General features: G+C 65.0%; 23 protein-coding genes, 2 tRNA genes and 2 pseudogenes. 17 read left to right on the top strand and 10 right to left on the bottom strand.

Annotated features, from left to right (window positions below; genetic code table 11):
* Nucleotides 1-43 precede the first annotated feature (43 nt).
* Nucleotides 44-274 carry a 50S ribosomal protein L31 gene (rpmE, locus tag ASE95_RS00140; protein WP_022686435.1) on the top strand — a complete coding sequence of 77 codons (231 nt, stop codon included), beginning with the start codon at nucleotides 44-46 and terminating at the stop codon, nucleotides 272-274.
* Nucleotides 275-322: 48 nt separating this feature from the next.
* A complete protein-coding gene (locus tag ASE95_RS00135; RefSeq protein ID WP_056629786.1) occupies nucleotides 323-646 on the top strand; it encodes a PilZ domain-containing protein in 324 nt (107 codons plus the stop codon).
* A gap of 69 nt (nucleotides 647-715) precedes the next feature.
* Here the strand turns inward: ASE95_RS00135 and ASE95_RS00130 are convergent.
* A tRNA-Ser gene (locus ASE95_RS00130) sits at nucleotides 716-802 on the bottom strand.
* Nucleotides 803-936: 134 nt separating this feature from the next.
* On the opposite strand from ASE95_RS00130, the gene ASE95_RS00125 reads away from it, so the two are divergent.
* The 7 genes from ASE95_RS00125 (at nucleotide 937) to ASE95_RS00095 (ending at nucleotide 7,963) form a co-directional block, all read left to right on the top strand.
* Complete coding sequence (locus ASE95_RS00125) at nucleotides 937-1,980, top strand: lytic murein transglycosylase (RefSeq protein ID WP_056632771.1); 1,044 nt, start codon at nucleotides 937-939, stop codon at nucleotides 1,978-1,980.
* A gap of 77 nt (nucleotides 1,981-2,057) precedes the next feature.
* Nucleotides 2,058-3,233 carry a D-alanyl-D-alanine carboxypeptidase family protein gene (locus tag ASE95_RS00120; RefSeq protein WP_056629781.1) on the top strand — a complete coding sequence of 392 codons (1,176 nt, stop codon included), beginning with the start codon at nucleotides 2,058-2,060 and terminating at the stop codon, nucleotides 3,231-3,233.
* 14 nt (nucleotides 3,234-3,247) lie between these two features.
* Entirely contained in the window at nucleotides 3,248-3,877 is a 630-nt protein-coding gene (gene tmk / locus ASE95_RS00115; RefSeq protein WP_056629779.1) for a dTMP kinase, read from the top strand.
* Complete coding sequence (locus tag ASE95_RS00110) at nucleotides 3,874-4,863, top strand: DNA polymerase (RefSeq protein ID WP_056629777.1); 990 nt, start codon at nucleotides 3,874-3,876, stop codon at nucleotides 4,861-4,863. Before tmk ends, ASE95_RS00110 begins: the two co-directional genes overlap by 4 nt.
* Before the next feature lie 9 nt (nucleotides 4,864-4,872).
* Nucleotides 4,873-6,423: a methionine--tRNA ligase gene (metG, locus tag ASE95_RS00105; protein WP_056629774.1), complete on the top strand. Its 1,551-nt coding sequence runs from the start codon at nucleotides 4,873-4,875 to the stop codon at nucleotides 6,421-6,423.
* Nucleotides 6,423-7,202 carry a TatD family hydrolase gene (locus tag ASE95_RS00100; RefSeq protein WP_056629771.1) on the top strand — a complete coding sequence of 260 codons (780 nt, stop codon included), beginning with the start codon at nucleotides 6,423-6,425 and terminating at the stop codon, nucleotides 7,200-7,202. The genes metG and ASE95_RS00100 overlap by 1 nt, the downstream gene beginning before the upstream one ends.
* The gene (locus tag ASE95_RS00095) at nucleotides 7,199-7,963 is read left to right on the top strand and encodes an MBL fold metallo-hydrolase (protein WP_056629767.1); all 765 of its coding nucleotides are present in this window, start codon (nucleotides 7,199-7,201) and stop codon (nucleotides 7,961-7,963) included. The genes ASE95_RS00100 and ASE95_RS00095 overlap by 4 nt, the downstream gene beginning before the upstream one ends.
* Nucleotides 7,964-8,069: 106 nt before the next feature.
* On the opposite strand, the gene ASE95_RS00090 is transcribed toward ASE95_RS00095, so the two are convergent.
* From ASE95_RS00090 to pdhA, 4 genes are all read right to left on the bottom strand, one after another.
* Nucleotides 8,070-8,534, bottom strand: coding sequence for an EF-hand domain-containing protein (locus ASE95_RS00090; RefSeq protein ID WP_056629763.1), 465 nt, complete (start codon nucleotides 8,532-8,534; stop codon nucleotides 8,070-8,072).
* A gap of 61 nt (nucleotides 8,535-8,595) precedes the next feature.
* On the bottom strand, nucleotides 8,596-9,255 hold the full coding sequence (locus tag ASE95_RS00085) for a squalene/phytoene synthase family protein (RefSeq protein ID WP_056629760.1): 660 nt from the start codon (nucleotides 9,253-9,255) through the stop codon (nucleotides 8,596-8,598).
* Nucleotides 9,256-9,384: 129 nt separating this feature from the next.
* Entirely contained in the window at nucleotides 9,385-10,815 is a 1,431-nt protein-coding gene (locus tag ASE95_RS00080; protein ID WP_056629758.1) for a pyruvate dehydrogenase complex E1 component subunit beta, read from the bottom strand.
* Nucleotide 10,816: 1 nt separating this feature from the next.
* Nucleotides 10,817-11,872: a pyruvate dehydrogenase (acetyl-transferring) E1 component subunit alpha gene (pdhA, locus tag ASE95_RS00075; RefSeq protein ID WP_056632769.1), complete on the bottom strand. Its 1,056-nt coding sequence runs from the start codon at nucleotides 11,870-11,872 to the stop codon at nucleotides 10,817-10,819.
* A 113-nt stretch (nucleotides 11,873-11,985) separates the two neighbouring features.
* Here pdhA and ASE95_RS00070 point away from each other — a divergent pair, with 113 nt between their 5' ends.
* From ASE95_RS00070 to ASE95_RS00060, 3 genes are read left to right on the top strand one after another with little or no spacing between them, the layout of a single operon-like run.
* Nucleotides 11,986-13,344 (top strand): MFS transporter, encoded by a 1,359-nt coding sequence (locus ASE95_RS00070; RefSeq protein ID WP_056629755.1) that lies wholly within the window; start codon nucleotides 11,986-11,988, stop codon nucleotides 13,342-13,344.
* On the top strand, nucleotides 13,341-14,261 hold the full coding sequence (gene cysK / locus ASE95_RS00065) for a cysteine synthase A (RefSeq protein WP_056629753.1): 921 nt from the start codon (nucleotides 13,341-13,343) through the stop codon (nucleotides 14,259-14,261). Before ASE95_RS00070 ends, cysK begins: the two co-directional genes overlap by 4 nt.
* Nucleotides 14,262-14,283: 22 nt before the next feature.
* Entirely contained in the window at nucleotides 14,284-15,522 is a 1,239-nt protein-coding gene (locus tag ASE95_RS00060; protein ID WP_200918702.1) for a cell wall hydrolase, read from the top strand.
* Here ASE95_RS00060 and ASE95_RS00055 read toward each other — a convergent pair.
* From ASE95_RS00055 to ASE95_RS00040, 4 genes are all read right to left on the bottom strand, one after another.
* Nucleotides 15,487-15,774, bottom strand: a complete 288-nt coding sequence (locus ASE95_RS00055; protein ID WP_056629750.1) for a hypothetical protein — start codon at nucleotides 15,772-15,774, stop codon at nucleotides 15,487-15,489. The genes ASE95_RS00060 and ASE95_RS00055 overlap by 36 nt on opposite strands.
* Before the next feature lie 181 nt (nucleotides 15,775-15,955).
* Complete coding sequence (locus tag ASE95_RS00050) at nucleotides 15,956-16,534, bottom strand: FKBP-type peptidyl-prolyl cis-trans isomerase (RefSeq protein WP_056629748.1); 579 nt, start codon at nucleotides 16,532-16,534, stop codon at nucleotides 15,956-15,958.
* Between the two features lie 110 nt (nucleotides 16,535-16,644).
* Nucleotides 16,645-16,851 (bottom strand): 30S ribosomal protein S21, encoded by a 207-nt coding sequence (gene rpsU / locus ASE95_RS00045; protein WP_007404630.1) that lies wholly within the window; start codon nucleotides 16,849-16,851, stop codon nucleotides 16,645-16,647.
* A gap of 100 nt (nucleotides 16,852-16,951) precedes the next feature.
* The gene (locus ASE95_RS00040) at nucleotides 16,952-17,779 is read right to left on the bottom strand and encodes a carbon-nitrogen hydrolase family protein (protein ID WP_056629745.1); all 828 of its coding nucleotides are present in this window, start codon (nucleotides 17,777-17,779) and stop codon (nucleotides 16,952-16,954) included.
* 117 nt (nucleotides 17,780-17,896) lie between these two features.
* Between ASE95_RS00040 and cysS the strand changes: the two genes are divergently transcribed.
* The 4 genes from cysS (at nucleotide 17,897) to ASE95_RS00020 (ending at nucleotide 21,750) form a co-directional block, all read left to right on the top strand.
* Nucleotides 17,897-19,336 carry a cysteine--tRNA ligase gene (gene cysS / locus ASE95_RS00035; protein WP_056629742.1) on the top strand — a complete coding sequence of 480 codons (1,440 nt, stop codon included), beginning with the start codon at nucleotides 17,897-17,899 and terminating at the stop codon, nucleotides 19,334-19,336.
* Nucleotides 19,337-19,341: 5 nt separating this feature from the next.
* Nucleotides 19,342-20,121 (top strand): SDR family oxidoreductase, encoded by a 780-nt coding sequence (locus ASE95_RS00030; protein WP_056629740.1) that lies wholly within the window; start codon nucleotides 19,342-19,344, stop codon nucleotides 20,119-20,121.
* A gap of 60 nt (nucleotides 20,122-20,181) precedes the next feature.
* A complete protein-coding gene (locus ASE95_RS00025; protein WP_235528101.1) occupies nucleotides 20,182-21,558 on the top strand; it encodes a class II 3-deoxy-7-phosphoheptulonate synthase in 1,377 nt (458 codons plus the stop codon).
* 117 nt (nucleotides 21,559-21,675) lie between these two features.
* A tRNA-Glu gene (locus tag ASE95_RS00020) sits at nucleotides 21,676-21,750 on the top strand.
* 309 nt (nucleotides 21,751-22,059) lie between these two features.
* Here the strand turns inward: ASE95_RS00020 and ASE95_RS00015 are convergent.
* Nucleotides 22,060-22,329 (bottom strand): annotated as a pseudogene (locus ASE95_RS00015) (DDE-type integrase/transposase/recombinase); the annotation flags it as partial.
* Between the two features lie 332 nt (nucleotides 22,330-22,661).
* Here ASE95_RS00015 and ASE95_RS00005 point away from each other — a divergent pair.
* Nucleotides 22,662-23,808: pseudogene (locus tag ASE95_RS00005) on the top strand (IS3 family transposase); the annotation flags it as partial.
* Between the last annotated feature and the right edge of the window lie 40 nt (nucleotides 23,809-23,848).

The raw sequence follows: 23,848 nt of genomic DNA, 5'->3' as shown, positions 1-23,848 counted from the left end.
CCTTTCAGGCTGGTCGGAACCAGCCGTATCCGGAGCATGAAGCATGAAGAAAGACACGCATCCCGCCTATCACATGATCAAGGTCCAGATGACCGACGGCACCGTGTATGAGACCCGCTCCACCTGGGGCAAGGAAGGCGACACGATGACGCTGGAAATCGATCCTCTCGCGCACCCGGCGTGGACCGGTGGACGTGGTCAGGTGCTGGATGCCGGTGGTCAGGTCGCGCGCTTCAACAAGCGCTTTGGTGGTGGGCTGACGCTGCGCAAGTAGGCGGCGTCCTTAACACTAGATTAAGCATGGCGGCGTAGGGTCGCCGCCATGTTTGCTGCAGAATATGCCCCCGCCGCTCGCCCGTTCCGCCGCACCAAGCGCGCCCGAATGGAGCTTGACGCCCCCGCCGAACAAAGCGGGATGGCGCGTACGCTGTGCAAGGTCGTCGACCTGTCCGTGCATGGTTGCCGGCTGCTCACCTTTTCGAACATTGATCGCGACCAGCCGATATGGCTGAATCTGCCCGGGCTCGGGATGATCGCGGCGATGGTGGTGTGGGCGGACGATCTGGTCGCCGGCTGCGTCTTCCACGCGCCGCTGTCCGTCGACGCCTTCAACGCGCTCGTCAGTCGTCACGGGCTGATCCACTGACGTACCGGGGTGCCGGGGGCGAGCGGCCCGCCGGCGCGCATCGGGCGGTGAGGGCAGTAGCTGCGTCGGCGGAAGAGGTGGGATTCGAACCCACGGAACGGTTGCCCGCTCGCCGGTTTTCAAGACCGGTTCCTTAAACCACTCGGACACTCTTCCCGATCAAGCGGTGCGGGGGCTATGGCAGCAACACTCCCCACGTTTCAAGCCCTGCGTCGCTGCGGCGGCCCGTGCGTGCGCGGCGGCGGTTTGCGGTTCCGCAAGGGCGCTTGCTGTGCCAGAAACGCGGCATCATGACACCGCCAGCTTTTCTCACCCGCGGCCTGACCGCAATGGCGCTCGCGATCGCGCCGGCCGCTGCGCACGCGCAGGATGACAGCGGCTTCGCATCTTATCTGTCTCAGGTGCGCGCCCGTGCCCTGTCGGCCGGCGTGCGCGCGGCGACGCTGGACAGCGTGCTGCCGCCGCTGACGTTCAACCCGCGCGTCGTCGCGCTCGATCAGCAACAGCCGGAGGCACGCCCGAATGCGCCGGTGCCCCGCTTCGCCCCCTATCGTACGACCCATGTCGACACCGCGCGCATCTCGCGCGGGCGCGCCACTTATGCCGAGCAACGTGCAAGACTGGCACGGGTCGAGGCGCAAACCGGTGTGCCGGCGGAGATCATGGTCGCGATCTGGGGCCATGAGACGAACTACGGATCCTACACCGGCAATTTCGATATCGTCCGCAGCCTGGCGAGCCTCGCCTACGAAGGGCGGCGGCGTCCATTGTTCGAGGGCGAGTTGATCGCTGCGCTCAAGATGATCGATCGCGGCGTGTCGCGGACGCAACTTACCGGCAGTTGGGCCGGGGCGATGGGCAATCCGCAGTTCCTGCCGTCCGTCTATCTGCGGCTGGCGCGGGACGGGGACGGCGACGGGCGTGCCGATATCTGGAACTCGTCGGCGGATACGCTGGCGTCGATCGGAAATTACTTCGTCCAGGCCGGCTGGCGACGGGGGCAGCCCTGGGGTGTGGCGGTCGACGTGCCCGCCGGCATGGTGCGCACCGATATGCGCAACCGGCTGGTTTCGCCGCGCTGTCCGCGCGTGTTCGAGCGGCACAGCGGCTGGCGCTCGGTCGCGGAATGGCGCGCGCTAGGCGTGATGCCGCAGAATCGGTCGGGGCAGGGCCGCGCGCTCGCCGATGACGTCCAGGCAACCTTGATCGAACCCGATGGACCGGGGGCGACCGCGTACCTGCTGACTGGCAACTACCGGGTTATCCTCGATTACAATTGCTCGAATTTCTACGCGCTGTCGGTGGGCCTGCTCGCCGATGCGATCGCATCATAGCGGCGGGTGACGCGCGCCCGGCGCCCCGCTATGGCAGGTGCTCGATTGTCCCCTCCCGCTTCGACACGGAACCATTGATGACCAAGTTGCTGACCGTCCTCGCGCTTCCCGCCGCCGTCGTCGCGCTGGCGGTGCCCGCCGTCGCGGCCGCGCCGCAGTTCGACACGCCGGCACCGGTGGCGTTCATGGAGGACGTGTCGACGGGGGCGGTGCTGTTCGCGCGCGACGCCGACCGGCGGATGCCGCCGGCCTCGATGGCGAAGATGATGACGGTCTACACCGCGTTCCAGATGATCGCGCGCGGCGACCTGAAGCTGAATACCGAGTTCGAGGTGCGGCCGGAAACATGGGCCAAATGGCACGGCCCGCAGGCGGGGTCGACGATGTTCCTGTCGTCGGGCGAACGGGTGTCGGTCGCCAACCTGCTGTATGGCATCGTGACCCTGTCGGGCAACGACGCCTGCATCGTGCTGGCCGAGGGTATTTCGGGGACCGAGCAGGCGTTCGTCGAGCGGATGAACGAGGATGCAGCCAAGCTGGGTCTGAAGAACAGCCATTTCGGCACGTCGAACGGCTGGCCGGACGGCGGCGTCACCTATGTCACCGCCCGCGACCTCGCCACGCTGGCTGCCGCGACGATCCGGCAGCATCCCAAGCTCTACAAGCAATTTTATTCGCGCCGTGATTTCACCTGGGGCAAGACGATGGGCGGCGGGCAGGCGATCACGCAGGCCAATCGCGATCCGTTGCTCGGCCGTGTGGCGGGGGCGGACGGGTTGAAGACCGGCCATACCGAAGAGGCCGGCTACGGCTTCACCGGTTCGGCCGAACAGAACGGACGCCGTCTGGTGATGGTGCTCGCCGGCCTGACCAGTTTCAACCAGCGTGCCACCGAATCGGTGCGGTTCATGGAATGGGGCTTCCGCGCGTGGCAGGCCAAACCGGTGGTGAAGGCCGGGCGTGAGGTCGGCACCGCGGCGGTGCAGATGGGGAATGCCCGGGAGGTGAAGCTGGTCGCGCCAAAGGATCTGGCCATGACGATCCCCTCGGGCAGCCGCCCCGCGTTGTCGGCGCGGATCGTCTACGACGGCCCGATCAAGGCGCCGATCAAGCAGGGCGCGCATATCGCGGATCTGGTGGTGTCGTCGCCGGGACTGCCGGAACAGCGTATGCCGCTGGTCGCCGGTGCCGACGTGGGTGAGGCCGGGTTCTTCGGTCGTGCGTGGCAGGGTCTGACCGGGCTGTTCGGCTGAGCGGGACGACGGCGGTGCGCACCGGGCGCTTCCTCAGCCTGGAAGGCGGCGAGGGCGCGGGAAAGTCGACGCAGGCGCGCGCGCTGGCGGCGGCGCTTGACGCGCGCGGCATCGCGGCCGTCATTACGCGCGAACCCGGCGGCAGTGAGGGTGCAGAGGCGATCCGTGCGCTGTTGATGCATGGGGAAGCGGCGCGCTGGAACCCGCAAGGCGAGGCGTTGCTGTTCGCAGCGGCGCGCGCCGATCATGTCGAAAAGGTGATCCGTCCTGCGATCGCGGCGGGGCATTGGGTGATCTGCGACCGTTACATCGATTCGACCCGGGCCTATCAGGGTGCGGCCGGCGGGCTCGACGATGCCGCGATCCTCGCGCTTCATGCTTTCGGTTCGGGCGGCTTGTTGCCCGATCGGACGTTCTGGCTCGCGCTTCCGGTCGAACTCGGCGCGGCACGGGCGACGCGCCGTGACGGTGAGAGCGCCGATCGTTTCGCGCGGCGCGGGAACGATTTCCACGGCGCGGTGACGGAGGCGTTCGCGGGCTTTGCCGCCGCGGAGCCGGAGCGCTTTCGCCGCATCGACGCGACGCTGACGCCATCGGCGGTGACGCAGGCGATGCTCGATGCACTGGCGGACTGGCTGCCGTGACCGGCGTCCGCGGCCATCGCGCGGCGACCGATGCGTTTCTTGCCGCGAGTGCTGGCGGCGCGCTGCACCATGCCTGGTTGCTGGCCGGGCCGCAGGGTGTAGGCAAGGCGACCTTCGCGCACGCGGCCGCGTTGCGGCTGCTGGCGGAGGCCATGACGCCCGGCGTGCTGCCCGCAGGACTTGGCGTGCCCGCCGATCATCGCGCCGCGCGATTGACGGCAGCGGGATCGCATCCGGATCTGCGCGTGCTGCGCCGATTGGCGAAGAAGGACAAGGAAGACGAACTGGCGCGGTCGATCACCGTCGACCAGATCCGCAGTCTCGGGCCATTCCTTGGAACGATGCCTTCGCTGTCGTCGCGGCGCGTCATCGTGATCGACGCCGCCGACGATCTGGAGCGGCCCGGCGCATCGAACGCCCTGCTCAAAAGCCTGGAGGAACCGCCGGCAGGCACCGTCTTCCTGCTGGTCAGCCATGCGCCGGGCCGCCTGCTCCCGACGATCCGCTCGCGCTGCCGGCTGCTGCGGTTCGAGCCGCTGGACGATGCGGATATGGCGGCGGTGCTGGCGAACGCGCTGCCGGACGCCGATGCGGACGAGCGCGCTGGATTGGTACGGATCGGGCAGGGCGCACCGGGGCGGGCGATCGGCTATGCCGGGCTTGATCTCGGCGCGATCGACAGCGCGGTGGAGGCGATCGGTCGGGATGGCGATCCGGCGCTGACCCGGCGCACGGCGCTGGCGCGCGCTTTGTCGTCAAAGGCCGCGCAGCCACGCTACGAAGCGTTCCTCGACCGGGTGCCGACGGTGATCGCGCGGATGACCGCGTTGCGCTTCGGCGCGGACCTGCGCGCCGCGCTCGACGCCTATGACGAGGCACGCGGCATCGCTGCCGCGGCCCGCAGCCTTTCGCTCGATGCGCAGGGCACCGTCTACGAGTTGACCGGCATCGTCGCACGGCTGGCGTCGCGGGATGGAGGACGTTAGGAGGACGCCATGGGCGAACCCTTCTACATCACCACCGCAATCAGCTACCCCAACGGCCACCCGCATATCGGGCACGCTTATGAGGCGATCGCCGCAGACGCGATCGCGCGCTTCCAGCGACAGGCGGGGCGCGACGTGCGTTTCCAGACCGGCACCGACGAACATGGGCTGAAGATGGTGCAGACCGCGCGCGAAAAGGGCGTGGAAGTGCGCGATCTCGCCGACGAAATGTCCGGCCATTTTCGTGCGATGTGTGACGCACTGAACATCAGCTATGATCGTTTCATCCGCACCACCGATGCCGACCACCACCGCGCCAGCCAGGCAATCTGGCAGGCGATGGCGGACGCGGGCGACTTGTACCTCGACCGTTACGAGGGCTGGTATTCCGTTCGGGACGAGGCATTCTACGACGAAAAGGAACTGGTCGAAGGGGAGAGCGGCGCGAAGCTGTCGCCGCAGGGTACACCCGTTACCTGGACCGCCGAAGAAACGTGGTTTTTTCGGCTATCCCGTTACCAGCAGCCGCTGCTCGCCCACTTTGCCGCAAACCCTGATTTCATCCGGCCCGAGACGCGCCGTAACGAGATCCTGCGCTTCGTCGAGGGGGGCTTGTCTGACTTATCCGTGTCGCGCACCAGCTTCGACTGGGGAGTCGCGGTGCCGGGAAGCCCGGGACACGTCATGTATGTCTGGGTAGATGCGCTCACCAACTACCTGACCGGTGCGGGCTATCCGGATGCCGCGATGCCGCACTGGCCAGCCGACCTGCATCTGATCGGCAAGGATATCGTTCGCTTCCACGCAGTCTACTGGCCCGCGTTCCTGATGTCTGCCGGCATCGCCTTGCCCCGAACGATTTTCGGTCACGGCTTCCTTCTCCATCGCGGGGAGAAGATGTCGAAGAGTGTCGGAAATGTCGTCGATCCGCTTGATCTTGCACGCGTTTTCGGGGTGGACGGGCTGCGCTACTTCCTGCTGCGCGAAGTGAGTTTCGGACAGGACGGCAGCTATGCAGCCGAGGCGATCGTGACCCGGGTCAACGCCGAGCTCGCAAACTCGTTCGGCAATTTGGCGCAGCGGACCTTATCGTTCATTGCCAAGAACCTAGGCGGCGCTCTTCCCGGAACCGGCCGCGCAGATGCGTCCGACGGGCAGTTGATCGAAGAGGTCATCGTCGCCTGCGCCGGCTTCAAGGCGGCCTTCGGCGACCTGCTGCTGAGCCAGGGCATCGAGGCGTGGATGCGCGGGGTTTTCGCCTGCAATCAATATATTGATGCTCAGGCTCCTTGGGCACTGCGCAAGGCCGATCCCGAACGCATGCACGCCGTGCTGGGAACGTTGGTGCGGGCGATAAGGATGCTGGCGATCACGATCCTTCCGGTCGTGCCCAATGGCGCGGGCAGGGTGCTCGATCTGCTCGGCGTTACGGACCGCGACCATGCCGCGATCGACGACGATGGCTGGTATCAGCGCCAGGTCGAGGCGGGATTCACGCTGGCTGCGCCCGCGCCGGCGTTTCCGCGATTGGAAATGCCTGCCGAGGCGGAGCCCGCCTGATGCTCGCCGACAGTCATTGCCACCTCAATTACAAGGGGGTGTTCGAACAACAACAGGTCGTGCTGGAACGCGCACGGTCGCGCGGCGTGTCGGCCATGCTCAATATCGCGACGCGTGAGAGTGAGTGGGATGCGGTGCTGGAAACCGCCGAGCGCGAACCCGACGTCTGGGCAACGGTCGGCATTCACCCGCACGAGGCGGACGACCATCCACACGTGGACACCGCCAAACTCGTGGAGCGCGCGCGTCATCCCCGCGTCGTGGGCATCGGTGAAAGCGGACTCGACTATCACTACGATCACTCCGATCGCGAGCGCCAAAGGGCGAGCTTTCGCGCCCATATCGCCGCGGCACGTAGTGCCGGCGTCCCGATCGTTGTCCACACCCGCGATGCCGAGGATGATACCGCGGCGATCATGCGGGAGGAAATGGAGCAGGGGACCTATAGCGGCGTCATCCACTGTTTCACCGCGAGCGATGCCTTCGCGGACAAGGCGCTGGCACTGGGATTGTTCATCTCCATTTCCGGGATCGTCACGTTCCGCAATGCCGTGGACCTTCAGGCGACCGCATCCCGGCTGCCAAAAGAGCGATTGCTGATCGAAACAGACGCGCCTTTTCTTGCGCCGGTTCCGCATCGCGGCAAACAAGGCGAGCCCGCGTTCGTTGCCGATACTGCTGCATTCCTTGCCAAGCTCCGCGGCGAGGATGTTTTGAATTTACAGGAGTATACAGCCACTAACTTCCACACTCTGTTCGCGAAGACACGCGCCGCGTGAAGGTTCGTATTCTCGGTTCGGGCACCTCATCAGGCGTGCCGCGCATCGGCAACGACTGGGGGGATTGCGATCCTGCCGAGCCCAGAAACCGGCGCATGCGGTCGTCGATCATGGTAGAGCATCAGGGTACGCGCATCCTGATCGACACTAGCCCCGACATGCGGCAGCAGCTGCTCGACGCCCAGGTTGGCACGTTCGACGCGGTGTTGTGGACTCACGAGCATGCCGATCATGTCTTCGGAATCGATGATCTGCGTCAGGTCTACCATGCGCTCGGTCATCCGGTACCGGGTTACGCGCGACCACGGACGGCGGCCGCCTTGCGCCAACAATTCAACTATGTTTTTCAGGGGAATGGCGGCTATCCGCCGACGGTCCGACTTTCCGACCTGCCGGATAGATTGCGGATCGGAGCCATCGAAGTGCAGGTCGTCGATCAGCCACATGGCGGGATCACTTCTGCGGGCCTGCGCTTCGAGGCAGACGGTCGCGCGATCGGGTATGCGACCGACCTGCATGAAATGACCGACGACATGCACCGGCTGTACGAGGGACTGGATGTCTGGATCGTCGATGCGCTGCGTCGACGTCCACATCCGACACATCCCGATCTCGCGACGGTGATCGGTTGGCATGCGCAATTGAAGCCGGCGAGAACGGCGCTGGTCCACATGGACCAGTCCATGGACTATGAAGAACTTTGCGGCAGTCTGCCGGCGGGGATCAAACCCGGATACGACGGACTGGAATTCCAGCTTTAATGAAAACTACAGCTCGCCTGTTTACATAATGATGCTTATCGGAATGCTGCTTCAGCCTTCCAGATATAGGTCCTCACGGGCAGCACGCGACCCACGTCATGCGATCTCACTCTTCAACGGGTGATGCCGCAGCACAACGACAAGCAGGACGAGGCGCCTTCCGTTTCGGCGCCGTGGCTGCGAATTCATTTGCATCCATGGAGTTCGAGCGGTCGCGATCTGCCACGCCAAACCGCCTCGTGGTCTTGATCGACCATTCATCGAAGCCCAGTCGTCCGTCGCCGTCGGTATCGAGCTTGGCGAAGGCCTTGCGCCGCGACGCGAGATACTCCTCCCGTGTCACCCGGCCATCACGATCCTTGTCATATCGGTCGAAACGCTTCTGCTCACGATCGCGTGCTGGTGCCTGCGGGAGCGCGGGAGTTGACCCGATGGCGGGTGCAAGGTTCTCGGCAAGGGTATGGCGCGCTCCGGGCAATGCCGGCTCCGTATGTGCAGCGCTGCCTACGAGCAGCCATCCCGCAGCGACCGCCAGCAACGCCGCCACACCGCCGATTAGGTACCGCCACATTTCAACACCCCCCTGTTACGACGCTACGGTAGCGCGGGATGTGGGGCATGCAAGGCGACGATCAGCGGCCGCTCAGCCGCAACCAGAGAAGTCGCGCCGTACGTGCGGGATGGCCGTGCGGGCGCGGCGACGGAACAAGGTCCATACGCGCGGTCTGCGTCAACGCGCCTACGGCGCGCAAGGCCGGAGGCCAATGCGTCGCCGTCGTTTCGGAGAGTGCGTCACAAGCCATTACTCTGGCGCGTTGCTGCAAAAGCGGATCGCGCAGGTGCCGCGACAAGTCGGCAAGCGCCCAACCCCGGCCGGCAGCGCGCGGAACGAGCGGCGCGGCACCGCAGACTGCTCCAAGAGCAGCGAACAAGCCCTCCCCGCGGCGCTCGGCATGCACGTTCAGGCTCACTTCGTCGAGATCCGGTTCGAGCAACGCCTCCCAACCCTCGACCATCGTCGCGAGCGCCGCTCCGGGAGCATGTGTGACCGCCTCGCCGGCGAGTTCCTGGAGCAGCGGCTCGGCGGGGATAGGACCGCTTTCCAGCGAGGCAAGCGCCGCGTGCCACCAGGTAAATCGCATCTGGCCGACCAACGGCTCGCGCGTCGTGCGCACAATGGTCCCCAGACGATCGTCGAGCGCCAGTAGGGCCGCGAACGCGCGGCGTGAGCCGGGCGGAGCGTACGTCAGCGCTAATGCACGCTCTGGGTCGGAGGGTAACGGGTCAGCCATAGGCACACAACGGCGATGCCTCCCTCTCCGACGCACAGGATCGGCAGCAGGCCAGACGCCAGATAGAACAAGATACTTCGCAGGCGGTCGGCCCCCTGCCCGTCTTTCGGCGGACAGGGGGCGCTTGGTTTAGCCGCGGTAACAGACCTTCTTGACCGTCGCGACGATCTTGTCCGTCGAGATCAGCGCGAGCTTCTCAAGGTTAGCCGCATACGGAAGCGGCACGTCCTCGTTGGTGACGCGCAGCACCGGCGCGTCGAGGTCGTCGAAGCCCTCTTCCATCGCGATTGCAGCGATTTCCGCAGCGATCGAGCAAGTCGGCCAACCTTCCTCGACCACGACCATGCGGTTCGTCTTGGCCAACGACTTGAGGACGGTCGCCTTGTCGAGCGGCCGCAATGTTCGCAGATCAACGACCTCGGCCTCGATGCCTTCACCAGCCAGCGTTTCCGCGGCCTCCAGCGCCAGCCCCACCCCGATCGAGTAACTGACGATCGTCACGTCCCTGCCCTCACGCATGATCCGCGCCTTGCCGATCGGCAAGACCCAGTCATCAAGCTTGGGCACCTCGAACGACCGGCCGTAAAGCAGTTCGTTTTCGAGGAAAACTACCGGATCGGCGGAGCGAATCGCCGCCTTCAGCAAGCCCTTGGCGTCCGCCGCGTCATAAGGCGCGATCACGATCAGACCGGGGACCGAGGCGTACCACGGACCATAATTCTGCGAATGCTGCGCGCCGACGCGACTGGCTGCACCGTTCGGCCCGCGGAATACGATCGGACAGCGCATCTGGCCACCCGACATGTAGTTGGTCTTCGCGGCCGAGTTGATGATGTGATCGATCGCCTGCATCGCGAAGTTGAAGGTCATGAACTCCACGATCGGCTTCAATCCGCCCATCGCCGCGCCCGTGCCCACGCCGGCAAAACCATATTCCGTGATCGGGGTATCAATGACGCGCTTCTCGCCGAACTCGTCGAGCAAGCCCTGCGTCACCTTGTACGCGCCCTGATATTGCGCGACTTCCTCACCCATCACGAACACGCGCTCATCGGCGCGCATTTCTTCCGCCATGGCGTCACGAAGCGCTTCACGGACGGTGGTCTTCACCATTTCGGTGCCGGCGGGGATCGCGGGATCGCGGACTTCGGCCTTGTGGCTGGCGGCATCGAACAACTGACGCGCGCCCGTGTCGACCTTCTCCTGCGCCGGGTGCGCAGAATCCTCGACCTGGTCGGGTTTCTTGACGTCGGCCGCGGCGTCAGGCTTCGCCGAATCGTCCTTGGTCGCCGGTCCGGCATCCTCGCCAGCGGCTTCATCGTCACCGGTCAATTGCATGATGACCGTGCCGACTTTCACGCCGTCGGTGCCCTCCGCGATCAGGATCTTCGCAACGGTTCCTTCGTCGACCGCCTCGAACTCCATCGTCGCCTTGTCGGTCTCGATCTCGGCCATGATGTCGCCGGATTTCACCGTGTCGCCTTCCTTGACCAGCCACTTGGCGAGCGTACCCTCCTCCATGGTGGGCGACAGCGCCGGCATCTTGATGTCGATCGCCATCTCAGTACTTCTCCACCAGAACGTCGGTATACAGTTCGGCCGGCTCCGGCTCCGGCGTGCTTTCCGCGAAATCGGCGGACTCGGCGACCTGCTTGCGGATACGCTGTTCGATCGCCTTGAAGTCCTCTTCCTTGGTGCCATGCGCCTCGGTCAGCAGCTTCTTGACGTGTTCGATCGGATCGGATTTGTCCCGGACCGCCTGAACTTCGTCGCGCGACCGGTATTTGGCGGGATCCGACATCGAGTGGCCGCGATAGCGATAGGTCTTCATCTCAAGGATGATCGGCCCCTTGCCGGCGCGAACCCATGCCAGCGCTTCCTCGGCAGCGCCGCGCGCCGCCAGCACGTCCATGCCGTCGATCTGCAGGCCGGGGATGCGAAAGCTTTCGCCGCGGCGGTACAGCTGATCCTCGGACGAGGCGCGGTTTACGCTGGTGCCCATGGCGTATTGGTTGTTTTCGATAACGAAAATGATCGGAAGCTTCCATAGCTCTGCCATGTTGAAGCTTTCATACACCTGGCCCTGGTTCGCTGCGCCATCGCCGAAATACGCGAGGCACACACCACCATCGTTGGCATATTTGTGGCTGAACGCCAGTCCGGCGCCGAGCGACACCTGCGCCCCGACGATCCCGTGGCCGCCATAGAATTTATGCTCGACGCTGAACATGTGCATCGAGCCGCCCTTGCCCTTGGAGATGCCGGCCTGACGCCCGGTCAACTCGGCCATGACGTCCTTGGGCGGGATCCCGCACAACAGCATATGGCCGTGGTCGCGGTAACCGGTGATGACCGAGTCCTTGTCGGTGAGCGCCGACTGGAGGCCGACCGCGACCGCTTCCTGGCCGATGTAGAGATGGCAGAAGCCGCCGATCAGGCCGAGGCCGTACAGCTGTCCGGCCTTCTCCTCGAAGCGGCGGATCAGCAGCATGTCCTCGTAGAATTTGAGCAGCTCCTCCCTCGTCGCCTCATAGGGGCGCGGATCGGCGGGCCGCTCGCGATTCGATTTCTGCGGTTCGGCAGCCGGTGCTTCGCTGCGTGCTGGGGCTTTTGCCACGATGGACACTACCTCGTTTCTTGGAAGACGTTGCGGCCTATAGCCACGGCACGGTGCAGACTGCAAACCCCACCGACTTGCAAGGCCTTGGGGCCACGGCTACGCCGGCCTCGATGAGCGCATCGATCGACCAGCCAACGCCCTTGCATCCACTCAGGATCGCCAATTTTCGGGCCTATTGGCTGTCGCGCTTTGCCGGCACGATCGCCGTCAGCGCACAGGCGATCATCATTGGCTGGCAGGTCTATGGAATCGCCAGAGAATCCATGGGCATACAAGAGGCTGCGTTCATGCTGGGCATGATCGGCCTGGTGCAGTTCATACCCCTGTTTCTGCTAACGCCGATCGTGGGCCTGGTGGCGGACAGCGTCGATCGCCGCTGGATCGTGCGCGCAACCACCGCTCTGCTGGTCGTCAACGCCGCCACATTGGGGTGGCTGACGTGGTCTGGTAATCTTTCATTGCCGTTCCTGTTCGGTGCCGCGGTGTTGATCGGGATCGCGCGCGCGTTTTCCGGACCGGCGTACTCGGCGCTCGCGCCCAATCTGGTGCCCAGAGAAAGTTTGCCGACCGCCATCGCGATTTCCTCGATTGCCTGGCAGTTCGGAACGGTCGCCGGGCCAAGTGTCGGCGGGTTGCTGTACGCGATCCACCCGGATGTCGCATATGGCGTCGTGTCCGCGTTGCTGGCCTTCGCGCTGGGAACGATGTTCCTGATCGGCAAGGTGCCGCAGCCGCCCGCCCAGAAGGACCGCCACCCGCTGCGCCGTATTCTGGACGGCTTCGCCTACGTCGGGCGCAATCGTCTGGTTCTGGCCGCGATCACGCTTGATCTGTTCGCCGTGTTGCTGGCGGGCGCGACCGCGCTGTTGCCGATTTTCGCTCGTGATATCCTGCACGTCGGTGCGAGCGGGCTGGGCTTTCTGGCGGCTGGCATGGGGATCGGCGCCGGCACGACCGCTATCTGGTTTTCCTTTCGGCCGATGAAGTCGAATGTCGGCGTGAAGATGCTGACCGCCGTGATCGTGTTCGGGCTGGCTATCTTGACGTTCGGCGTCGCGACGCAACTGACCGACCTGCTCGGCATCACCAGTATCGTGACCGATGAAGGGGTCATCCGGGTCGATTTCGTCGTCAGCCTCGTGGCATTGATCGTGGCGGGCGGTGCCGACATGGTGTCGGTGTACGTCCGCACCTCGCTGATCCAGCTTCATACGCCGGACGCGATGCGCGGGCGCGTCAGCGCGGTGTCGCAACTCACCATTTCGGCCTCGAACGAACTCGGCGAGGCGGAAAGCGGCGTGCTCGCCTGGTTGTTGGGGCCAGTGGGTGCGGTCGTGTTCGGCGGAGCCGGCGCGATCGCGATCACGTTGCTCTGGTCGCGGCTGTTTCCGGAACTCCGCCGCGCCAGAACCTTTGATCCGCCCGACATGATCGATACCGCACCACAGCACGGAGTAGCGCAGCCATGAAGGCCCACAGCGTCCTGGAGACGATCGGCAACACGCCCCACATTCGCATGCAGAAGCTGTTCCCCGGCTCCGAAGTGTGGATCAAGTCCGAGCGCGCCAATCCGGGCGGGTCGATCAAGGATCGTATCGCCTTGGCGATGGTCGAGGCCGCCGAAGCGTCCGGCGCCTTGCAGCCCGGCGGGACGATCGTCGAGCCGACGAGCGGCAATACCGGGATCGGGCTGGCGATGGTCGCCGCGGTCAAGGGTTACAAGCTGGTGCTGGTCATGCCTGAAAGCATGAGCGTGGAGCGCCGCCGGCTGATGCTGGCCTATGGCGCGGAGTTCGACCTGACACCACGCGAGAAAGGCATGAAGGGCGCGATCGAGCGCGCGATGGAACTGATCGAGCGGACGCCGGGCGCATGGATGCCGCAACAGTTCGAGAACCCTGCGAACATCGACGTGCATGTACGGACAACCGCTCGCGAAATCCTCGAAGACTTCCGCGACTCGCCGATCGACGTGATTATCACCGGGGTCGGCACCGGCGGACACATCACCGGTGTGGCGGAGGTGTTGAAGAAGGAATGGCCGCAGCTGAAGGTGTTCGCGGTCGAGCCCAAGGCGTCGCCCGTGATTTCCGGCGGGCAGGCCGGACCTCATCCGATCCAGGGAATCGGTGCAGGCTTCATCCCCGCCAATCTGCACACTCGCGCGCTGGACGGCGTGATCGAGGTCGATGCGGCGGTCGCCAAGGACATGGCACGTCGATCCGCCAGCGAGGAGGGTTTGCTCGTGGGCATCTCGTCGGGTGCGACCCTGGCGGCTATTCTCCAGAAGTTGCCCGACCTGCCCGATGACGTCCGCGTGCTCGGTTTCAACTACGACACTGGCGAACGGTACCTGTCGGTACCGGACTTCTTGCCGGAGAGCTGACCTGCCCGAACCAAGCTGGACGATGCGCGCGATCCTTGGCGGGGTCGCGGCGCTGGCGATCGCCGTCCCCGCGGTCGTGGTCAGCCGCACGCACGCGGTACCGCTTGCGATCACGGCCAAGGTGACGCGCCCGCAACGGGTCGTGGCCGCGACGGAATTGCCGGCGGTCGATCCCGTCGAGATGCAGGCGCTGACACCGCAGGACGCGCGCCTCTACAACGCCGGCATTCCGTTCGTACGCGGCCCCCGTCCCGCAGCGCAGGCGTTCCGCTTCGTCGGCGACGATGCGCAGCGCGCCCGCGCGACCGACTGTCTCGCCGCCGCAGCGTGGTACGAGGCAGGCGACGATCCGGTCGGACAACGGGGGGTCGTACAGGTGGTGCTTAACCGGTTACGCCATCCCGCATTTCCGAAGACCGTCTGTGGCGTCGTCTTCCAGGGTCACGAGCGCAGCACGGGGTGCCAGTTCACCTTCACCTGTGACGGTGCGTTAGGCCGCCATCCGTCCGAGCCGGCCTGGGATCGTGCCCGCAAGGTCGCGGCGGCGGCGCTCGACGGGGCGGTGTTCGGCAAGGTCGGCTATGCGACGCATTACCATACCGACTGGGTCGTACCCTATTGGAGTGCGAGCCTCGACAAGCTTGCGGAGGTGCATACGCACTTGTTCTTCCGTTGGACGGGATGGTGGGGCACGCCGGCCGCGTTCCGTCGCGTGGTGTCGAGCGACGAGCCGGTGATCGTAGGGCTGGCCACCATTTCGACGGCACACGGATTGGGAACCGCTCTATCGGAGGCGGCGACGGCGATCACGGCCGCCACTCCGCTACTCGACGCTGCTTCGGTCACCACGGCAGCGGTGCCGGGAGACCCGGACAGCTTCATGGCGATCGTGAAGAGCGATGCACCGGAACGTTATCCCGACATCGCGAAGGCGGCCTGCGGCACGCGGGCCAAGTGCAAGTTCCTCGGCTGGACCGATCGCGCTTCGCTGCCCGCCGGCAGCGCCATGACGCCCCAGCAGATGGCGGCCATGTCGTTCAGCTATCTGCGTGACAAGGACGCGGGTCTCGAGCGCGAGTTGTGGAATTGCCGCGAGTTCCCGCACACCGGCCCGGGCCTTTGCATGAAACGACAGGTCGTGCCGATCAGCGCGCCGAGTGTATCGCCCGCCCCGACCGGCCAGGAGGCACTGGACGGTGTACGGCGACGTGAGGGATCAGGATCATCACGTCCGCCGCTCGGCGCACCGCCGGCTGTCTGATGGCGTGATTGCCAATCGTCCGGTATGATCGACCTTCAGCGTTTCACGGGTGTCGAGCTGCTCGCCATCGAAGATGGTCCATCTGCTCGGGCGGACCACGCTCGCATGCATGATCGGGAGGATATGCTCCATCCACCCCTCATCACGAGCGTAGCGAAGCGATCCATCGTTCCGCGCGACGCCCTGGATCGCCTTGCGAGGCTCGCGATGACGGCACCTGCGGCAGATGCGGCTGATGTCGATCCGCGCCATGGCGGACTGTTCCAGACGGCATGCGGCTCGTGCAGTGCCTAATCGTGCGGTGCTCGTGTTCAACATCGAGTGACGAGACCGCGAGCCTTGACCAGTCGATCCCATCCGTGCGGTCCGATCGTGACGCAACGAAAAAAGGGCGACCCGCAGGCCGCCCTTTTCTAACCAGAACGTGAGGTGTTCAGCGGCCGCCGGGGCCACCGGGGCCAGCAGGCATCCCCGTCCCGCCCGGCATGCCGCTTGGGCCACCAGCCCCGGGCATACCGCCCATCATGCTTTGTTGCATCTGTAGCTGACGCAGGGTCGCCTCCGGAATAAAATCCTGCAACTCGACGTCGAACACCAAGGTGGAATTCGGCGGGATCGGCCCGGTGGAACGATCGCCATAGCCAAGCTCCGGCTTGATCCAGAAGCGATACTTGGCACCTTTGTGCATCAGCTTCAGCCCTTCGGAGAAACCTGGCACGACGCCGCCGACGGGCAAAGGCGTCGGTTGCTGGGACTTGTCGAACACGGTCCCATCGACCAGCCGTCCCTCGTAATTCACGAGTGTGACGTCCGCATCCGTCGGACGGGCTCCCTTGATTTCGCCCGCTTTCAGAACCTGATAGCGGAGTCCCGAGGGAGTGGTTATGATCCCCGTGTCCCCGGCCCGGGCGAGCGCCACGCCTGCCACCAGCGCGATCAGCAATCCGGCGACCAGCCACAGCACGTAGGCGCGCTTGACGGGCGGGATCGGAACGGCGGTGACAGTCGTCATGGGCGAGGCAACCTTGCTTGCGCGAACCACAGAACGGCCGCGTGTCAGAGCATCTTACGGTAACGAGTCATCGCGGCAGCCCCGACAGGCGCGCCGCGATCCGACAACGTCTACCGTGCGCCGTCACGCTCAGCGCGCTTGCGCTCCAGCTTGCGAGCGCGACGCACGGCAGCAGCACGCTCACGTGCACGCTTTTCCGACGGCTTTTCGTAGTGGCGGCGCAGCTTCATCTCGCGATACACCCCCTCCCGCTGCAGCTTCTTCTTGAGCGCACGGAGAGCCTGGTCAACATTGTTGTCGCGAACGATGATCTGCATTGGAACCTTCAACTCCGGATCAAACAGCTAATGCGGCGGCGAGCGAAGGCTCGCGCCGAACGCACCGGCCCTAGCAGCAACCACCTTGTGCCGCAAGCACTCACGCGATGACGATCGGCGCGCTCACGACCCGTCGATGCTGGAGCGCGGGCACCCGCGCGCGAACGTCGCGGCGCCGCTCATCGTCGATCTCCGCATAACCGATCCCGGAAGCGTCGCCCATGTCGAGCAACACATCTCCCCATGGATCGACGACCAGCGAATGCCCGTAGGTGGCGCGCCCGTCCTCGTGGATGCCGGTCTGTGCGGCGGCCACCAGATGTACTCCTGCCTCGATCGCGCGGGCACGAAGCAGCACGTGCCAGTGCGCCGCGCCGGTCGGGCGCGTGAAGCTGGCGGGAACCGACAGGACCTGCGCGCCTGCGTCGGTCAACGCACGGTAGAGATCGGGAAAGCGCATGTCGTAACAAATCGACAGTCCAAGTGGCCCAAGCGGACTGCCGACCACCACCGGTCGCTCGCCCGCCACGTAAGATGCCGACTCGCGCCAACTTTCGCCGTTGGGCAGGTCGACGTCGAACAGATGCATCTTGTCGTAGCGTGCGCGGATGTTGCCGGCTGCGTCGATTACGAAACTCCGGTTGGTCAATCGGCCGTCGGGACGGCGCAGCGCCAGCGATCCCAACTGGACCCAGACACCGACCCGCATCGCCGCCTCTCGAACCGCAACCAGAACCCCGTCGTCGCCCTCCTTCGCCACGATCGCCGCGGCGCGCGCCCGATCCCGGTCGAGCAGGCCGGACATTTCAGGCGTGAACACCATTGTGGCGCCGCTCCGCCCCGCCTCCTCGATCGCGGCGACCAGGTCTGTCGCATTCGCCTGCGGGTCGATCCCGGTCGTGGTCTGGACGACGGCAATCTTCGTCACGCATCACTCCTTTGGTACATGTAGCGGAACAGCAAGCGCATCAGTGGCGCAACCGTTGCAGCATCGACATTCGCGCGAACGGTTGGCGTCCCGCGCTTCGCCGATTAAGAACGCGCCATGACCGGCATGCCCCTCACCTTCTATAACAGCCTCACCCGCGAGTTCGAGGTGTTCGCGCCGCGCGATCCCGGCAACGTGCGCGTCTATTCCTGTGGACCGACCGTCTACCATTATGCCCATGTCGGGAATCTGCGCGCCTATGTCTTCACAGACACGCTGACCCGCACGATCACGTCCAGAGGATGGCCGCTGACGCACGTCATCAACATCACCGACGTCGGCCACCTGACCTCGGATGCCGATGCCGGGGATGACAAGATGGAGGCGGCGGCACGTAGGTCAGGGCGCGACATCTGGGCAATTGCAAAGCATTATACCGATGCATTTAAACAAAATCTAATCGACCTGAACATCCGCATGCCAACGCACATGCCGAAGGCTACCGATCATGTCGCGGAGATGATCGCCTGGGGTGAGAAGATCGCGCCGCGGCATTGCTACCTGCTGGACGACGGCCTCTATTTCGACACGACGACCGTGCCTGATTACGGGCGGCTGGCCGGCGCTGTCGACGATGCCGCGCACGGCCGGATCGAAACGGTGGCGGGCAAGCGCCACCCGCAGGACTTCGCGATCTGGCGAACGACACCGCCGGGAGAAACCCGCCAGATGGAATGGGACTCGCCGTGGGGGCGCGGCGCGCCGGGATGGCACCTGGAATGCTCGGTGATGGCGACGAAATATCTCGGGCCAGCATTCGACATCCACACCGGAGGGATCGACCATCGCGAGATCCATCACCCGAACGAGATCGCGCAGAACCAGGCGCATTGCGAGTGCGCCGATACCGGTGCCAGCTTGTGGATGCACAACAACTTTCTGGTCGATCGCACGGGAAAGATGAGCAAATCCTCCGGTGACTTCCTGGCGCTGGCGCGTTTGATCGAGCGCGGTTTTCACCCGCTGTCCTATCGCCTGATGTGCCTCCAGGCGCATTACCGCAGCGAACTGGAATTTTCGTGGGAGAACCTGGCCGCAGCGCAGGTGCGGCTGAAACGCTGGGTGCACGCGATCGAAGGCTTGCGGGCGCGAGACGGATCTGGAGACGGTTCGATCGCAGGCGCGTATGTCGAACAGCTTGATGCCGCGCTGAGCGACGACCTCGCAACCCCGCGCGCGCTGCCTGTGTTGGATGGCCTGCTTGCCGACAAGAAACTGTCGCCGGCCGACCGGCTGGCGACGTTGGCCGCCTTCGATGCGGTACTGGGACTGAACCTTGGGGTTCTGACGCGCAAGGCACTGCGGACGCGACCCGGCGATGCCACGATCGAAGAGGCCGCGATAGAAGCCCGGCTGGCCGATCGCCGCGAGGCGCGGGCGGCGCGGGACTTCCCCCGCTCCGACGCGATTCGCGACGAACTTGCGCACGCGGGAGTCGAGTTGATGGACGGCGACCCGCTCGGGTGGGACTGGAAGCTGCCGACAGCGAGGGATTGAGCGATATGGATCTTGGCCTTGGTGGGCGTACCGCCATCGTCTGTGCCTCCAGCCAGGGGCTTGGTCGCGCGTGCGCGACGGCGCTTGCTGCGGCGGGATGTACCGTCATCCTCAATGGTCGCGATGAAGCGGGCCTCGCTGAGGCTGCGGCGTCGCTGCGCGCAAGTGGCGCGACCGTACGGACGGTCGCTGGCGACATCGCGGACGAGCAGGTGCAGCAGGCGTTGATCGACGCTGCCGGCGGCGTGATCGACGTTCTGGTCGCAAACAACGGTGGCCCGCCCCTGCGTGACTTCCGCACCCTCGACGGAGCCGCAATTCACGCAGGGATAGATGCGAACATGGTCGCGCCGATCCGGCTGATCCAGAAGGTGGTCGACGGGATGATCGAGCGTCGTTTCGGGCGGATCGTTTGCATAACCTCCGGCTCGGTCAAGGCCCCGGTCGGCGGCCTCGACCTGTCGAGCGGCGCACGCATCGGGTTGACGGGCTTCCTTGCGGGCGTTGCCCGGCAGGTCGCGCATGCCAACGTCACGATCAACTTCTTGCTGCCGGGGTTGTTCGCCACGCGACGTTTGGCGGGGGTCCACGCCTATAACGCACAGACGAGGGGGATGTCGATCAAAGCGGCGGAGGCCGCTGCGCGCGAGCGTATCCCGGCACAGCGCTTTGGCGAGCCGCGCGAATTCGGCGAGGCGTGCGCTTTCCTGTGCGCGGCGTCGTCCGGCTTCATCACAGGACAAAGCCTGTTGATCGACGGCGGTGCCTATCCCGGCGTCCTTTAAAGAGGAAGTCGATTGCGACGTGCGCACGATTGGTTCAAGGCGGCGGCTGTTTTTGGAAGGATGAATGCGATGCCCAACTGGGCCCCGGACAGCTGGACGACTGCAGAGGCGCGCCAGCTCCCCGTCTATCCCGACCCCGTGGCACTGGATCACGCGACGCGACGGCTGTCATCCTTTCCGCCGCTGGTATTCGCCGGCGAGGCGCGCAACCTGACCGCCGATCTCGCGAAGGTAGCGGAGGGCAAGGCATTCCTGCTTCAGGGCGGCGATTGCGCGGAAAGCTTTGCCGAATTCCATGCGAACACGATCCGCGACACGTTCCGCGTGATCCTGCAAATGGCTGTGGTGCTGACCTTCGCGTCGAAGCTGCCGGTGGTGAAGGTCGGGCGGATGGCGGGGCAATTCGCCAAGCCGCGCTCGACCAACACCGAGACGATCGACGGCGTCGAGCTTCCCAGCTATCGCGGCGACAACGTCAACGACATCGCGTTCACCGCTGAATCGCGCATCCCGGATCCCGAGCGGATGATCCGGTCCTATGCGCAATCCGCGGCGACACTGAACCTGCTGCGCGCGTTCGCGCAAGGCGGCTACGCGAACCTGCATCAGGTGCATCGCTGGACGCACGACTTCATGGGCCGCAGCCCGTGGGCGAAGAAATACGCCGAGACCGCCGACCGGATCGGAGAGGCGCTCGATTTCATGGAGGCGTGCGGGATCAGTCCGGACACCGTTCCGCAACTGTCGCAGACGACCTTCTACACCAGTCACGAGGCGCTGCTGCTGCCCTTCGAACAGGCGCTGACCCGGCAGGATTCGCTGACCGGCGACTGGTACGACACCTCGGCGCATTTCCTGTGGATCGGTGACAGGACGCGCTTCGAAGGGTCTTCACACGTCGAGTTCCTCCGCGGGATCGGCAACCCGATCGGCGTGAAGTGCGGGCCGTCACTCGACCCGGATGCGCTGCTGCGGATGCTCGACACGCTCAACCCGGATCGGGTGCCCGGGCGGATGACGCTCATCACCCGCTATGGCTATGACCGGATCGAAGCACATTTGCCGCGGTTGGTACGTGCGGTGACACGAGCCGGGCATCCCGTGGTGTGGAGTTGCGATCCGATGCACGGCAACACGGTAAAGGCGGCGAGCGGGTACAAGACCCGCCCGTTCGACCGCATCCTGGCAGAGGTGCGCGGGTTCTTCGCGGTACATCGTGCCGAAGGGACGCACGCCGGCGGCATCCATGCCGAAATGACCGGACAGAACGTGACGGAGTGCACCGGTGGTGCGATCGACGTCACCGAACAAAGTCTCGCGGATCGCTACCACACGCATTGCGACCCGCGGTTGAACGCGGGGCAGAGCCTGGAGCTGGCGTTCCTGCTCGCGGAAATGCTCAACACGGAAATGGCGGAGCGGCGCAAGGCAGCGTGAACTGCAGCCCGGCGCGCCGCCGTTACCGGGGGGCGCGTCGGGAAAGCGCGGCGTGCGCGATAAAGTCGCTTGACGATTCTTCCACCGCCTCCTAACAGCGCGCCTCACACCGCGCACGGCCCCTTCGTCTAGCGGTTAGGACGTCGCCCTCTCACGGCGAAAACACGAGTTCGATTCTCGTAGGGGTCACCAGCATCTGCCCAAGTGGCGGAAAAGCTCGGTTTCTTAGGTTTTCACGGACGCTGCACCCATCCTTGTGTACAAAGGATGCGTACAAGGTGATCCGTATGGCTGCTCCGTTCAAAGATCCTCACACCGGCATTTTCCACTTCCGCCGCATCATCCCGGTCGCACTCCGCCCGTTCTTCGACGGTGGCGCGAGCGAGTATAAGCACACCCGCGATCCCGACGAAGCCCGGCAGCGCTATCACCCGCATGGGTGCTGTCAGTCTAATGCGAACCGCTCTCTACACGATGCAGGCCGACCTTCGACGGCTGCACTCAGCCGACGAGCGCCTGCCACTCCGCCAGTGCGGCGGAGCGTCTTTCCCGGTACGTCTGTCGATCGATGAGGTGGCGTTCCAGGCTGAAATGATCGTGGACGTTGGCGTGCACGGAGGCGAACTTTTGCCGCGTCTTCATCTGCCTGAACCGCTGCATTGCTCGTTCTCTTCGTCGAAACGGCAGGTGGCTGTTCTCGACCCGGTTGTTCGCCCACCGTCCGACCTCCTGCTTCTTGGCGTTGCCCAGTTCGTTCATCGCAGCGCGATATCAGTTGGACCGGAGCCACGAGGACGTCGAGATCGCGAGCAAGCCGATGTGCGTGAAGGTCTCATGTGCGGCTGTGTGCGTCACGCACGATGTACGTGCGGGTGATCTTCCCTCGGTTTGACGGACACCGATGATAGGTTCTGCGGAGCCAGGAGGTGTAGAATGGCGATTACGACGAAGCGTCGGTTCACGGACGAGTTCAAGCGTGAAGCGGTGGCGCTGTGGGAGACGAGCGGTCGGATGCAGACCGAGGTGGCCGCCGAGTTGGGGATCANAGGATCTCAAGCCCTCCGACATCCTGACCTAGGTTCTGCGGAGCCAGGAGGTGTAKAATGGCGATTACGACGAAGCGTCGGTTCACGGACGAGTTCAAGCGTGAAGCGGTGGCGCTGTGGGAGACGAGCGGTCGGATGCAGACCGAGGTGGCCGCCGAGTTGGGGATCATGCCGACGATGTTGCGTCGTTGGCAGCGCMAGTTGGGGGATGGCAGCGCTGTGCCGGCAAGCCCGGCGGCGAAGCCGCCAGTATTGGCGCTGGCGTCGCCAGCGGATCAGGCGTCGGAGATCGCACGGCTGCGGCGCGAGCTGGACCGGGCGCGGATGGAGCGCGACATATTAAAAAACGCCGTCGGCATCTTTGCGGAGATGCCGCGGTGAAGTTCGCCTTTATCGAGCAGCATGCGTCTACCTGGTCGGTGAACGTCATGTGCCGCATGCTCGGCGTGTCGCGGAGCGGCTATTACGACTGGCGTGGCCGGGCACCGAGCGCGCGAACGATGGCGAACCTGGCGTTGCTCGGCGACGTGCGTCGGCTCCAGGCGCGCCATCAGGGGCGCYACGGGTCTCCCCGGATGCATGCCGCCCTGCGGGCGGAGGGCCGGCAGTGCCGCCGKGGCCGCGTCGAGCGCCTGATGCGTCGACAYCGCATCCGTGCGCTGGCCGGGCGCCGGTTCCGGCCCTGCACGACCGACAGCCGTCACTATCTGCCGATTGCCCCGAACCTGCTGGCGCAGAACTTCGTGGCGACCGCGCCGAATACGATCTGGCTCGCCGATATCACCTACATAGCGACCGGCGAAGGCTGGCTGTATCTGGCGGCCGTGCTCGACCTGGCAACCCGCAAGATCGTCGGGTGGGCGGAGCAGCCCAAGGTTCCGACGATGCGCAGCATCGTGGGATGGCTGTGGAGGGGATGCRTGACCATATGCGAACCGAGTTGCCACTCGCTGCCATGATGATGGCCGCTCAGCGGCAGCGTCCAGCGCCCGGCCTCATCTGCCACTCGGATCGCGGGTCGCAATGTGCCRCCGGTGCCTATGTCGATTACCTGTCGGCGATCCGCGCCGTGCCCTCGATGAGCCGCACCGGCAATTGCTACGACAATGCCCCGATGGAGAGTTTCTTCCACACCCTGAAGGTTGAACTGGTCCATCAATGCCGCTGGGCGACCCAGGCGGAAGCCCGACAGGCGCTGTTCGGATAGATCGAAGGCTATTACAACCGGCACCGCATGCACTCGG

The organism is Sphingomonas sp. Leaf231 (assembly GCF_001421995.1).
GTDB lineage: Bacteria > Pseudomonadota > Alphaproteobacteria > Sphingomonadales > Sphingomonadaceae > Sphingomonas.
The sequence above is the reverse complement of the archived record's forward strand: the minus strand, read 5'-3'. Positions and strand labels throughout refer to the sequence as shown.

Coding starts and splice junctions, on each gene's coding strand:
- cysK (WP_056629753.1), top strand. CDS start 13,341: ATGAAGGCCCACAGCGTCCTGGAGACGATCGGCAACACGCCCCACATT.
- metG (WP_056629774.1), top strand. CDS start 4,873: ATGGGCGAACCCTTCTACATCACCACCGCAATCAGCTACCCCAACGGC.
- ASE95_RS00070 (WP_056629755.1), top strand. CDS start 11,986: ATGAGCGCATCGATCGACCAGCCAACGCCCTTGCATCCACTCAGGATC.
- rpsU (WP_007404630.1), bottom strand. CDS start 16,851: ATGCAGATCATCGTTCGCGACAACAATGTTGACCAGGCTCTCCGTGCG.
- ASE95_RS00120 (WP_056629781.1), top strand. CDS start 2,058: ATGACCAAGTTGCTGACCGTCCTCGCGCTTCCCGCCGCCGTCGTCGCG.
- ASE95_RS00050 (WP_056629748.1), bottom strand. CDS start 16,534: ATGACGACTGTCACCGCCGTTCCGATCCCGCCCGTCAAGCGCGCCTAC.
- ASE95_RS00135 (WP_056629786.1), top strand. CDS start 323: ATGTTTGCTGCAGAATATGCCCCCGCCGCTCGCCCGTTCCGCCGCACC.
- ASE95_RS00100 (WP_056629771.1), top strand. CDS start 6,423: ATGCTCGCCGACAGTCATTGCCACCTCAATTACAAGGGGGTGTTCGAA.
- ASE95_RS00080 (WP_056629758.1), bottom strand. CDS start 10,815: ATGGCGATCGACATCAAGATGCCGGCGCTGTCGCCCACCATGGAGGAG.
- ASE95_RS00125 (WP_056632771.1), top strand. CDS start 937: ATGACACCGCCAGCTTTTCTCACCCGCGGCCTGACCGCAATGGCGCTC.
- ASE95_RS00025 (WP_235528101.1), top strand. CDS start 20,182: ATGAATGCGATGCCCAACTGGGCCCCGGACAGCTGGACGACTGCAGAG.
- rpmE (WP_022686435.1), top strand. CDS start 44: ATGAAGAAAGACACGCATCCCGCCTATCACATGATCAAGGTCCAGATG.
- ASE95_RS00055 (WP_056629750.1), bottom strand. CDS start 15,774: ATGGCGCGGATCGACATCAGCCGCATCTGCCGCAGGTGCCGTCATCGC.
- ASE95_RS00085 (WP_056629760.1), bottom strand. CDS start 9,255: ATGGCTGACCCGTTACCCTCCGACCCAGAGCGTGCATTAGCGCTGACG.
- ASE95_RS00090 (WP_056629763.1), bottom strand. CDS start 8,534: ATGTGGCGGTACCTAATCGGCGGTGTGGCGGCGTTGCTGGCGGTCGCT.
- ASE95_RS00060 (WP_200918702.1), top strand. CDS start 14,284: ATGCGCGCGATCCTTGGCGGGGTCGCGGCGCTGGCGATCGCCGTCCCC.
- ASE95_RS00030 (WP_056629740.1), top strand. CDS start 19,342: ATGGATCTTGGCCTTGGTGGGCGTACCGCCATCGTCTGTGCCTCCAGC.
- cysS (WP_056629742.1), top strand. CDS start 17,897: ATGACCGGCATGCCCCTCACCTTCTATAACAGCCTCACCCGCGAGTTC.